Below are 11,085 nucleotides of genomic sequence, written 5' to 3'. Positions count from 1 at the left end.
GGGCGACGTCAACGGCGACGGCAAGGCCGACTTCCAGATCGAGGTCAACGGCCACTACGCCTTCGCCGCCTCCGACTTCGCCCTCTAAAGCCAACACAACCCACGCCCCGCCCTCATTGGGCGGGGCGGGATCAAGGCCACGCCTTTGCTCGCTTCAGAGGTTTTCTTGTCCGCGGACAGGGTGTAACCCGGGAGTTGCAGGGATGGGTGGCCGAGCGGTCTAAGGCAGCGGTCTTGAAAACCGCCGCGGGTGCAAGCCCGCCGTGGGTTCGAATCCCACCCCATCCGCCACACTAGGCCAAGCCTCTCCAAGAGCCAGTTCTCCGGCAGTAGGCCATTCTGCTTCGGATCGTGGCGAAGCCTTACCCAGGGCAGGCCCAGTAGCTTTGCTCCCCAACAAGGTCAGCCCACTTTCGGACTACGGGCTGGGCGAAAAATCCTGCCACCTCCATTTGAGTGCTCACATTCAGGTGAAACCTGTGGTAGCATTTCTGTGATCAACATGACGGGCCGGTAGCGGCCCCGATTAGACCTCCTGGGTGGCCCATGAACGCCGATCGTGAGTTCGACCTGAACCTTATCAAAAGGGTCTTCCTTTCGGCCCTGACTGGAATGGCATCACGCCGTGCGTCCCATGAGGACCGCACCGAGACCCTCGAGCGACTCCGCCGCTCTCTGCTGGAGGCGCTGAGTTCCGGACCGATTGATGGGGACCCAGTCCGCACGATGCGTCTGCGTGCCACAATCGCTGCGGGATTCGAGGCCGCAGTCCTCGAGGCAGAGAAGCAGCGGCTGTTCGTCCAGACATCAGCAAGTCTGCAGGATTGAGGCTGCCCGGCAGCCAACCCATCTCTTGTTAACATTTTTGCAGCTTTGTCAGCCGCCGATCGGAAGATCGCGCGGCTGATTTGCTTCGACGGGCGGCGCTTGGCGCGAAGCCTGTACCCGGCTGCACGGTGCAAAGTTAATATTCTGTGCCCTGGAACAACAGGGTGGCGCCTGGACGCAACACAAGGGCAGTGCCCCGGCGTATCAAGCTCGGTCCGGAGTAAAATTTTTCCGCTGAGGGACTGAATTTGTGGCTGAAACGCCACAAACCGCGGCGATCGCTGTGTTCACAGGGTCGTGGCGCAAACATTCAGAGGCTCAATCGTAAACCCGGTCAGCCAGCCGGAAGGTACCACTACGTTGAACGAGATCCTCAAAATCCCCCCCGCTCAGCAGGCCGCCGCACCGGACCAGAATAATAATTCGCCCCGGAATGATCGTTCTTCCGAAGCCGACACCGCGGCGCTTCTCGCGGAACTCCGGGCTACTTTTGACCGCCTGCTCACCTCTTTTGACGGGAGACAGAACACAACTGCTCCTACAGCCGCGCCGGAGCAGCCCTCCGAAGCGCCGCCTGCCGGTCCCGATGCAGGGGAGCTGAAACGCTTGCTGAAGCTGCGCGCCAGGCGCCGGCGCAAGCTGTCAGACGAATTCGGGGAGTGGCCGGCCTGGGACATGCTGCTGGACCTCGCCGCTGTCCGGGCAGAGGGCGGCCATGTTTCCGTCTCCTCGGTCTGCATCTCCTCCGGCGCGCCGCAGAGCACCGCGCTCCGCAAGCTGGCGGCGCTGGAGAATGCGAAGCTCGTCCGCCGCTACTTCCATGGCCCAGACCGGCGCCGCGTCTGCATCGCGCTGACCGACGAGGCCGCGGAGATGGTCATGGAAGCGGTGCGTGAGGAGGCGGAGTTCTTCCTGGGCGTGCAAGCCTGACGGGCAGGGCGGGCCCGCACGGTCCGTCCGCCGCCATAGGATCTCACGAGGCCTTCGGGCGAGTGGCTTCCAACAGAGGCACCGGGACATGTCGTTCGGAAGATCGCCATGGGCGGCTTTTGCGTGAGGGGCTGCCGGCCCGCGGAAGCGCTGCCCGTGCTCAAGCGTCCGGCTTCGAATCCCGCAGAGGCAGCACTCCGTCCTCAACCATCGCCACCATCATCTGCAACGCCGTCGGAATCGTACTGATGCGGGCATCGCGGAAGAACGCGCAATCAGGGCGCCAAGTACACAGGGTCTGGCCGCGCTCGTCCTGGATGACCAGCTCCCAGGCTCCGTTCCGCCCATAAGCAGCGGCCTTCATGGTCTGCTTATGATGTGTGAAGCAGCAGACGAATTGCGGGGTTGGCATGCGACCTCGGACACATCTCGGTCATATTCTGTTGCAAGGACGCTGATCGTTGTAATCACTTCGCCGCTGGCAAGTTTCAGGGCAGGCTTGGCGGCTTTGTTCGGTCCGGCAGCCATGGACGGTGCCAGCACGGAACAGGAAAAGGCATCAAGACCGGGCGGCATGTTCATCGGATCCGTTGCCCCGCGCGGCAGGAAGTGGCACCAGTCCGCCCATGATCCGCCCTGGCCGTCGGTCCGTCCTGTTCCTCCCCGCCCTGCTCCTGGCCTCGCCCGCGCTCGCCCAGCAAGGCAGCTTCGATTCCTTCCTCGAAGGGGTGAAGGCAGATGCGAGGCGCGCCGGGGTTTCTGCCGCGACGCTCCAGCGAGCCTTCGCGGGCGTGCAGCCGGTGGACCGGGTCGTTGAACTGGACCGCCGCCAGCCCGAAAGCACGCTGACCTGGGACCAGTATCGCGACCGCATCGTCAGCCAGGCCCGCATCGACAACGGCCGCCGTGCCTATGGTGACAACCGCGCCCTGTTGCAGTCGCTGGAGGGCCGGTTCCGCGTGCCCGGCCGCTTCATGGTGGCCATTTGGGGCATGGAAACGAATTACGGCCAGAACACCGGCGGTTTCGGCGTAATTGAGGCGCTCGCCACCCTCGCCTGGGAGGGGCGGCGAGCTACCTTCTTCCGGGGAGAGCTGATGGCAGCGCTGCGGATCCTTGATGCCGGGCATGTCACGCCGGAGCGGATGCGTGGCTCCTGGGCCGGGGCGATGGGGCATCCTCAATTCATGCCGAGCAGCTTCGAACGCCTGGCAGTGGATGCGGATGGGGACGGGCGAAAGGACATCTGGGACAGTCGGGCGGATGCGCTCGGCTCCATCGCGAATTACTTGGCCCGCTCGGGTTGGAGAGAGGATGAGCGCTGGGGACGGGAAATCTACCTGCCGGCGGGCTTCGACCCCTCGCAGGCCAGCCGTGACAATGTGCGGCCGTTGCGGGAATGGGCGCGGCTGGGCGTGACCTTTGCAGATGGAACACCGGTACCGCCATTGGACATGACGGGAGCCGTGCTGATCCCGGGTGCCTCCACCGGTGGCACGCAGGCGTTCCTCGTCTACCAGAATTTCAACGTGATCCGGCGCTACAATCCCTCGAACTTCTACGCCCTGGCGGTCGGCCTGCTCTCCGACCGGGTGGCGTGAGGCGCGCCGCCTTTCTCCTGGCGCTGGGCCTGCTTACAGGCTGCTCGCCGGAGCCCGCGCCGCCCGCTTCCGAAGCCCGTTACATGGTGGGCGAGCCCTATCGGCTGCGGGATCTCTGGTTCTACCCGCGCGAGGATTTTGGCCTGGTCGAAACTGGGCTTGCCAGCGTTGCGGCCGATCGGCGCGCCGGCCGGCGCACGCCGAACGGGGAGGTACACGATCCAGCGGCGCTGATGGCGGCACACCGCACGCTTCAGCTTCCGTCTGTGGTGACCGTGACCAATCTCGAGAATGGCCGGTCGCTGGTCGTGCGGGTGAACGACCGCGGCCCGGCCAGTCCGGGGCGGGTAATCGAGCTGTCCCGCCGTGCGGCGGAGCTGCTTGGCATTGACTCCGGGCGGCCGGCGCAGGTGCGGGTTGCGGTCGACGGTAACCTGTCCCGCAGCCTCGCCTCGGGCCTGCCTGCCCCGGAGGGCAGCCAACCCGCCATCGCAGTCGCGCCCTCAGGCACGGTAGAGCGCGAAAGTCTGGCGCCGATCGCGGGCAGCCGGCAGGCGATGCAGCTGCGGGAGGGGCGTGGCCCGCTGGTCCAGGTTGCCACCGCGGCGCCGGAGCAGGCAGGGGCGCCGCTTGTCCTGCCGGAGCGTGTCTCGCGGGGGGCCGCCACGCCTGGGCAGCTGTACGTTCAGGGCAGCAGCTTTACCAACCGGTCGGCGGCTCAGCGCCAGGCGGCGCGCATGGGCGGGGCACGGGTGGAAGCGTTCGGCCCGGCGGGGCGGCCCGAGTGGCGCGTGCGGCTGGGCCCCTTCGCCGTTCCCGAGGAGGCCGACAAGGCGCTCGACGGCGCCCTGCGCGCGGGCGTATCGGAAGCGCGGATCATCGTGGACTAGGGTAGTACCGCTGTGCCTGACCGGGCATGCGGGTGCCGCAGTTTTGGGGGGCATGGGGATGCCAAAGCGTCGGAATTTTATCGCGGGCGCAGCTGCGATCGGCCTTTCGGCCGGGTTGATGGCGGGCGAGGCGCGAGCGCAGTCCCGCACCCAGCGCCCGGCCCGCGCGGCGGCGCCGCCGCCGCCGACCTCACCGGCCAACACGCCGCTCGGGCCAGTGGATACGCTCGGGCGCCAGGTTATCCTCATGGATGCCGACACCGGCGCCGTGCTGATGGAGAAGAACCCGGACGAGCGGATGCCGCCCTCCTCCATGTCCAAGCTGATGACGATGTATGTCGTCTTCGACCTGCTGCAGCAGGGGCGGCTGCGCATGGACCAGGAGTTTCCGGTCAGCGAGCGTGCCTGGCGCATGGGCGGCAGCAAAATGTTCGTGGGCCTCGGCGACAACATCAAGGTCGAGGACCTGATCCGCGGCGTGATCATCCAGTCTGGCAACGATGCCTGCATCGTGCTGGCGGAAGGCATCTCGGGCAGCGAGACGCAGTTCGCGGATCTGTTGAACGACTATGCGAAGCGTCTGGGGTTGCAGAACAGCACCTTCCGCAACGCGACGGGCTGGCCCGACCCCGAGCACCGGATGACCTGCCGCGACCTGGCGATCCTGGCGCGCCATACCATCAACGACCACCCCGAATATTATAAGATGTACGGCGAGCGCAGCTTCCGCTGGCACGACATCAATCAGGAAAACCGCAACCCGCTGCTTGGTCGTGTCGCCGGTGCGGATGGCCTGAAGACCGGGCATACGGAAGAGGCCGGATACGGCCTGACCGGCAGCGTGAAGCGCGGCGATCGCCGTCTGATCCTGGTCTTCAATGGCCTGCCCACCATGGCCGCGCGCCGCGAGGAATCCGAGCGGCTGATCGAGTGGGGCTTCCGCGAATTCGAGAATGTCACGCTGTTCCGCGCCTCTGATACCATTGAGGAGGCGCCGGTCTATCTGGGCGAGAAGCTGAAGGTGCCGCTGGTCGGCGGGCGCGACGTGGTGTTGACGCTGCCGCGCCAGTGGCGCCGCAATCTGCAGGTGAAGATCCGTTATGACAGCCCCATCCCCGCGCCCGTGGCCAAGGGGCAGGAGCTCGGTCAGATGAACGTATCCGGGGCGGGCGTGCCGGAGATGACCCTGCCGCTTCTGGCAGGGGCGGATGTGGCGCGGCTTGGGCTGATCCCGCGCATCCCGGCCGTGATCGGGCGGATGGTCAGTGGGGCCTGATCGGCCCCGCGGCCGGTTTATTACGCTGGAAGGCGGGGAGGGGGCGGGGAAGACCACCCTGTCCCGTGCCCTCTCGGCCGCGCTCGCGGATGCCGGCCTGCCGGTGCTGCGGACCCGCGAACCGGGGGGCGCGCCTGGGGCGGAGGCGGTGCGCGCCCTGATCCTCGGCCAGGGCCCTTGGGACCCGATTGCCGAGGCCATGCTGCATTTCGCGGCACGGCGGGAGCATGTGGCGCGCACCATCGAACCCGCGCTAGAGGCCGGGATCTGGGTGGTCTGCGACCGTTTTGCCGACAGCACCCTGGCCTATCAGGGCGCGGGGCAGGGGCTTTCGCGCGAGGTCTGGGAACGGCTCTGCGACCTGGCCCTCGGCACGCTGCGGCCATCCCTGACGCTGGTACTGGACCTGCCGCCGGATCGCGGCATGGGACGCGCGCTCTCGCGGGGCGAGGTGAACCGGTACGAGATGCAGGGCACCGATTTCCATATGCGGGTTCGGGCCGCCTTCCTGGCCATCGCCGCGCAGGAGCCGGAGCGCTGCGCCGTGATCGACGCTTCCCGCCCGCCGCAGGAGGTGCTGCAACGCGCCCTGGCCACGATCCAAGAGCGGCTGGAGGTCACGGCGTGAACCTGCCGCCGGAGCCCCGGGCGAATCCAAGCCTGTTCGGGCATGATCATGCCGCATCGGCGCTGCGGGATGCCGCGCTGTCCGGCCGGATGCATCATGGCTGGATGTTGACCGGGCCGGCGGGGGTCGGAAAGGCGACCCTCGCATGGCGCTATGCGCGCTGGATGCTGGCCCGCATGCCCCGCGAGGTGCCACCGGGTGAAGCGCCGCTTTTCGTGCCACCAGGTGATCCGCTTTTCGCCCGTGTCGCGGCTGGCGCCCATGCTGATCTCCGCGCCTTGGTCCCGAGCACCGGGGAGAAGGGCAAGAAGGTCATCATCCGCGTGGAGGAGGTGCGCGAGCTGACGCGCTTCCTGGCCATGACCCCGGCCGAAGGCGGCTGGCGTGTGGTGGTGATCGAGGCGCTGGAGGCGATGAACGAGCAGGCGCAGAATGCCCTGCTCAAGACGCTGGAGGAGCCACCGCCGCGCGCCGTGCTGGTACTCACTTCCTCCGCCCCTGACCGGCTGCTCCCCACGATCCGCAGCCGGGTGCGGCGCATGGACCTTTTTCCGCTCGAGCAGGCGGAGATGGATGGCGTGCTGGCGCGCTGGCTGCCGGATATGGAGCCGGGCGATCGCGACGCGCTGGCACGAATGGCTGCGGGCAGCCCAGGCCGGGCGCTGGCTCTGGTCGAGGGCGAGGGGCTGGCCATGGCAAGGGAGGTGGAGGGATTTCTCGCCCGGCTGCCGCGGCCGGACCCTCGGGAATTGCACGCCCTGGCTGACCGGCTGGCCTCCAAGCGCGACGGCACGGCCTTTGTAACCTTCTTCACGCTTTTGCGGGACAGCATCGCCGCGGCGCTGCGGCGGGCCGGGCGCGGGGAGGGGGCTCCCCCCTGGCTGGCCGGTCGCGGCCTTGCCGAGTGGGCAGGGCTGTGGGACATGCTCGGCCGGCTGGCCGACGAGACCGAGACGCTCAACCTGGACCGCAAGCAGGCGGTGCTGACCGGTCTCTCGCGGCTCTCCGTATAGCGGAGGCCCGGATCGCGCCGGCAGGACATGGCGCGGGATCGGGACAATGAGCGAGGCCACGGTGCAGGGCGGGAAGCGGTTCTTCCTGACGACGCCGATCTATTACCTGAATGGCCAACCCCATATCGGCCACGCCTATACTTCTATAGCGGCCGATGTGCTGGCGCGCTGGAAGCGGCTCGCGGGGAATGAGGTCTTCTTCCTGACCGGCACGGACGAGCACGGGCAGAAGGTCGAGCAGGCGGCCATCGCGGCCGGGCTGTCGCCGCAGGAGTTTACGGACCAGCTGGCCGGTGACTTCCGCTCCATGGCCGAGAAGATCGGTATCTCCTTTGACGACTTCATCCGTACGACGGAGGAGCGCCACAAGCGCGCCTGCCAGGCGCTTTGGAAGAAGCTGGAGGAGGCCGGGCATATCTATCTCGGCCATTACGAGGGCTGGTACGCGGTGCGGGATGAGGCCTTTTACGGCCCCGACGAGATCGAGGAGCGCGACGGCAAGAAGGTGGCCATCGCCTCCGGCGCGCCGGTCGAGTGGACGCGCGAGCCGTCCTACTTCTTCCGGCTTTCAGCCTGGACCGAGAAGCTGCTGGAATTCTACGAGGCGCATCCGGACTTCATGGCGCCTGCCAGCACGAGGCGTGAGGTGACATCCTTCGTGAAGGCGGGGCTGCAGGACCTCTCTATTTCCCGCACCTCCTTCAAATGGGGCGTGCCGGTGCCGGGGGATGAGGCGCATGTGATGTATGTCTGGTTGGATGCGCTGACCAACTACATCACGGCCTGCGGCTATCCCGACACCAATGCCGAGCGCTGGGGCTACTGGCCGGCCGATGTGCACATGGTCGGGAAGGAGATCACGCGCTTCCACTGTGTCTACTGGCCAGCCTTCCTGATGGCGGCTGGGCTGGAGCCGCCGAAGCGCGTCTATGCCAACGGATGGCTGACCATCGAGGGGCAGAAGATGTCCAAGTCCCTCGGCAACGGGTTGGACCCGCTGCAGCTTGCCGAGGAGTTCGGGCTCGACCCGCTGCGCTATTATCTCCTGCGCGAGGTGCCCTTCGGCAATGACGGCGACTTCTCCCGCCGTGCCGTCATCGGGCGGCTGAACAGCGAGCTGGCGAATGACCTGGGTAATTTGGCGCAGCGCACCCTCTCGCTGATCCAGCGGAATTGCGAGGGGCGGCTGCCCGCGCTGACACTGCCGACCGAGGCGGACCGGGAGCTTCTCAGCCCGGTCGAGGCGCTGCCGGCGCAGGTGGATGACGCCATCTCCCGCCAGGCTTTCGGCGAGGCGCTGGAGCGGATCTGGGTGGTGGTTCGGCTCGGAAATTCCTGGATCGACGCGCAGAAGCCCTGGTCGCTGAAGAAGACCGATCCGGAGCGGATGGCTGCGGTACTGCGGAGCCTGCACACGGCGCTACGCGGGTTGGCCACCGTGCTGCAGCCCTTCATGCCCGGAACCATGGGCGCCATGCTGGACCAGCTCGGGGTCGGGGAGGGGGCTCGCGCTCTCTCCGACTTATCCGCGCCGCTCGCCGACGGCGCGGCCCTGCCTGCGCCTTCGCCGCTGTTCCGCAAGATCGACGAGGCGGCCTGATGCTCGTCGATAGTCACTGCCACCTCGACTACTATTCCGAAGAGGAGATCGAGGGCGTGATCGGCCGCGCCCTGGAAGCCGGGGTAGGCCGGATGGTCACGATCGGAGTGCGGGTTGGCCAGGCCGCCACGGTGAAGGCGCTCGCCGAGCGCTTCCCCCAGGTCTGGGGCACCGTCGGTGTCCACCCGCAGAATGCGGGCGAGGAGGTTATTCCGACGGTGGATGAGCTGGTTGCCCTGGCGGACCATCCGCGGGTGATCGGGATCGGTGAGTCGGGCCTGGACTACTTCTATGACAAAGCGCCGCGGGATGTTCAGCAGGAGAGCTTCCGGCGGCATATCCGGGCCTGCCAGCGGACTGGCCTGCCGCTGGTGATTCATGCCCGAGACGCCGATGACGACATTGCCGCCATCCTGGCCGAGGAGCGGGCGGTCGGCGGCGACTTTCCGGCGCTGCTCCATTGCTTCTCTTCCACGCGCGCGCTGGCCGAGGCGGTGGTCGCGGCAGGCGGCTATGTCTCGCTCTCCGGCATCCTGACTTTTCCAAAAAGCGAGGAGCTGCGGAGCATCGCAGCGGACCTGCCGGAGGATCGGTTGCTGGTGGAGACCGACAGCCCCTATCTCGCGCCTGTCCCTTTGCGTGGAAAGCGCAACGAACCGGCGCTGGTGGCGCATACGGCCGCCACGCTGGCGCGGGTCCGGGGCTGGGACAGTGCCAAGGTGGCCGAGGTGACAACGAGAAACTTCATGCGACTGTTCAGCCGATGCGTGTAGGTTTCTGATCTTGCTGAAAGTTACGGTGCTGGGCTGTGGCGGTTCGGGAGGTGTGCCGATGCTCGGCGGCCCGGACGGCCATGGGGCTTGGGGCGCCTGTGACCCCAATGAGCCGCGCAACCGGCGAACCCGTTCGAGCATCGTGGTGCAGGCACCTGATGGTGCAACTCTTCTCGTCGATGCGGGGCCGGATCTCCGGGCGCAGCTCCTGGCCAGCGGGATCGCGCGGATCGACGCCGTGCTGCTGACCCACGCCCATGCAGACCATGTGCTTGGGCTGGACGAGCTGCGGATCATGAACCGCATCATGGGGCGCGCGCTGCCGCTCTATGGAACCGCACGGACGCTGGAGGATGTGACGCGGCGGTTCGAATATGCCTTCCGACCGGTGACGCCGGGCTTCTTCCGGCCGGCGCTGGAGCCGCGGCTGGTCGAGGCCGGTCAACTGGTCCAGATCGCCGGCCTGCCAGTTCGGCTGTTCTCCCAGGACCACAAGGTCATGGAGACGCTGGGGCTGCGCATCGGCGGCTTCGGCTACTCGACCGACGTGGTGGAGATGCCGGAGGAAAGTATGGCCGTGCTTGAGGGCGTCCGGGACTGGATCGTCGGCTGCTTCCAGCGGGAGCCACATCCCGTGCATGCCCATCTCGCCAAGGCCGTGGATTGGTCGCGCCGGATCGGCGCGAAGCGGACCGTGCTGACCCATATGGGGCCGGATCTCGACTGGCAGTGGATGCGGGAGTCGCTGCCCGAAGGCGTGGAAGCCGCTTATGACGGAATGGTGCTGGAGGCGGGCTGACATGCAGTCATATTTTTACATAATATACATTACGCGACATTGGTCCTTTACTGCGTTTCAGCCCTCTAACCCTTTGCTTTAGAGTCAAAAGTCTGGCGCCCGTCCCTCACCCTGCGACGGATGATCGGCCAGAGTCCATATCTAGTCGGGCACAGGGAAAAATGCCGCGCCAAGGCAAAGACCGTGCCATCAGGACAGAATTCCGGAACGCGAACACAAAAAAGCGGCCGGGGATGAGGACGCCCCTCACCCGCCGGCCGCTGTGATGCTGCGGGCCGGATTTATAACGCCGGCTGAGGCTACGGAGCTTCCGACGCGCTCTTTCTATGTCGGTTGAGAACGGGCTCCAGTGGTCACGAAGACCCTCCTACCCGTGCGCTTTTGGCGACCGTCTCCCTCGCTATCGCTCTTGCCGCGTGTCCATCCACGCCGCCGCAGCGCCACGATTCTACCCACCCGCGCGCCCGGCGCCAGGGTTATGTGGGGGCGACAATCCGAAAGAAATCGGTTCCGATCTGCCGTTTGCGAAAGTCCAATTTTCAGCAGATCAAAACGCCCCCCGCACCAGCCACGCGACCGCCAGCACGAGCACCAGCGCGGCCACGCCCGCGACCGTGAGGGCCGCGAAGACGAGGCGCTGGTCGCGCCAGGCGCTCATGAAACGAGGGCCGCCGTCCCCAACGCCCGCTTGACCCACCCCCACTCGAACCGCTCCTGGCTCGGGTTCGCCTCGGCGATCTCCAGGTA

11 protein-coding genes and 1 tRNA gene are annotated in these 11,085 nt (G+C 66.7%); 11 read left to right on the top strand and 1 reads right to left on the bottom strand.

Going from position 1 to position 11,085, the window contains the following annotated elements:
• The first annotated feature begins 201 nt into the window (after positions 1 to 201).
• From ACO1BU_RS33880 to ACO1BU_RS33870, 3 genes are all read left to right on the top strand, one after another.
• Positions 202 to 291 (top strand) — tRNA-Ser (locus ACO1BU_RS33880).
• A 255-nt stretch (positions 292 to 546) separates the two neighbouring features.
• On the top strand, positions 547 to 828 hold the full coding sequence (locus ACO1BU_RS33875; RefSeq protein ID WP_424140328.1) for a hypothetical protein: 282 nt from the start codon (positions 547 to 549) through the stop codon (positions 826 to 828).
• A gap of 606 nt (positions 829 to 1,434) precedes the next feature.
• Positions 1,435 to 1,758, top strand: coding sequence for a hypothetical protein (locus tag ACO1BU_RS33870; RefSeq protein WP_424140327.1), 324 nt, complete (start codon positions 1,435 to 1,437; stop codon positions 1,756 to 1,758).
• A 160-nt stretch (positions 1,759 to 1,918) separates the two neighbouring features.
• Here ACO1BU_RS33870 and ACO1BU_RS33865 read toward each other — a convergent pair whose 3' ends face one another.
• Complete coding sequence (locus ACO1BU_RS33865) at positions 1,919 to 2,122, bottom strand: hypothetical protein (RefSeq protein WP_424140326.1); 204 nt, start codon at positions 2,120 to 2,122, stop codon at positions 1,919 to 1,921.
• Between the two features lie 262 nt (positions 2,123 to 2,384).
• Here ACO1BU_RS33865 and ACO1BU_RS33860 point away from each other — a divergent pair, with 262 nt between their 5' ends.
• From ACO1BU_RS33860 to ACO1BU_RS33825, 8 genes are read left to right on the top strand one after another with little or no spacing between them, the layout of a single operon-like run.
• Positions 2,385 to 3,359 (top strand): lytic murein transglycosylase, encoded by a 975-nt coding sequence (locus ACO1BU_RS33860; protein ID WP_424140325.1) that lies wholly within the window; start codon positions 2,385 to 2,387, stop codon positions 3,357 to 3,359.
• A complete protein-coding gene (locus tag ACO1BU_RS33855) occupies positions 3,356 to 4,249 on the top strand; it encodes a septal ring lytic transglycosylase RlpA family protein (RefSeq protein ID WP_424140324.1) in 894 nt (297 codons plus the stop codon). The genes ACO1BU_RS33860 and ACO1BU_RS33855 overlap by 4 nt, the downstream gene beginning before the upstream one ends.
• 58 nt (positions 4,250 to 4,307) lie before the next feature.
• On the top strand, positions 4,308 to 5,525 hold the full coding sequence (locus tag ACO1BU_RS33850; protein WP_424140323.1) for a D-alanyl-D-alanine carboxypeptidase family protein: 1,218 nt from the start codon (positions 4,308 to 4,310) through the stop codon (positions 5,523 to 5,525).
• Positions 5,515 to 6,153, top strand: coding sequence for a dTMP kinase (tmk, locus tag ACO1BU_RS33845; RefSeq protein ID WP_424140322.1), 639 nt, complete (start codon positions 5,515 to 5,517; stop codon positions 6,151 to 6,153). Before ACO1BU_RS33850 ends, tmk begins: the two co-directional genes overlap by 11 nt.
• Positions 6,150 to 7,166 (top strand): DNA polymerase III subunit delta', encoded by a 1,017-nt coding sequence (locus ACO1BU_RS33840; protein ID WP_424140321.1) that lies wholly within the window; start codon positions 6,150 to 6,152, stop codon positions 7,164 to 7,166. The genes tmk and ACO1BU_RS33840 overlap by 4 nt, the downstream gene beginning before the upstream one ends.
• 46 nt (positions 7,167 to 7,212) lie before the next feature.
• On the top strand, positions 7,213 to 8,766 hold the full coding sequence (gene metG, locus ACO1BU_RS33835) for a methionine--tRNA ligase (protein WP_424140320.1): 1,554 nt from the start codon (positions 7,213 to 7,215) through the stop codon (positions 8,764 to 8,766).
• Positions 8,766 to 9,539, top strand: coding sequence for a TatD family hydrolase (locus tag ACO1BU_RS33830; protein WP_424140319.1), 774 nt, complete (start codon positions 8,766 to 8,768; stop codon positions 9,537 to 9,539). Before metG ends, ACO1BU_RS33830 begins: the two co-directional genes overlap by 1 nt.
• A 13-nt stretch (positions 9,540 to 9,552) precedes the next feature.
• A complete protein-coding gene (locus ACO1BU_RS33825; RefSeq protein ID WP_424140329.1) occupies positions 9,553 to 10,338 on the top strand; it encodes an MBL fold metallo-hydrolase in 786 nt (261 codons plus the stop codon).
• Positions 10,339 to 11,085: the final 747 nt, after the last annotated feature.

Origin of the sequence: Roseomonas chloroacetimidivorans, assembly GCF_049629625.1 — a bacterium.
In the GTDB taxonomy this organism is placed as follows: Bacteria; Pseudomonadota; Alphaproteobacteria; order Acetobacterales; family Acetobacteraceae; genus Roseomonas; species Roseomonas chloroacetimidivorans.
Note: the sequence above shows the minus strand (reverse complement) of the source record. Positions and strands in the feature narration are given on the sequence as shown.

Coding starts and splice junctions, on each gene's coding strand:
- ACO1BU_RS33865 (WP_424140326.1), bottom strand. CDS start 2,122: ATGAAGGCCGCTGCTTATGGGCGGAACGGAGCCTGGGAGCTGGTCATC.
- ACO1BU_RS33850 (WP_424140323.1), top strand. CDS start 4,308: ATGCCAAAGCGTCGGAATTTTATCGCGGGCGCAGCTGCGATCGGCCTT.
- ACO1BU_RS33830 (WP_424140319.1), top strand. CDS start 8,766: ATGCTCGTCGATAGTCACTGCCACCTCGACTACTATTCCGAAGAGGAG.
- metG (WP_424140320.1), top strand. CDS start 7,213: ATGAGCGAGGCCACGGTGCAGGGCGGGAAGCGGTTCTTCCTGACGACG.
- ACO1BU_RS33875 (WP_424140328.1), top strand. CDS start 547: ATGAACGCCGATCGTGAGTTCGACCTGAACCTTATCAAAAGGGTCTTC.
- ACO1BU_RS33860 (WP_424140325.1), top strand. CDS start 2,385: ATGATCCGCCCTGGCCGTCGGTCCGTCCTGTTCCTCCCCGCCCTGCTC.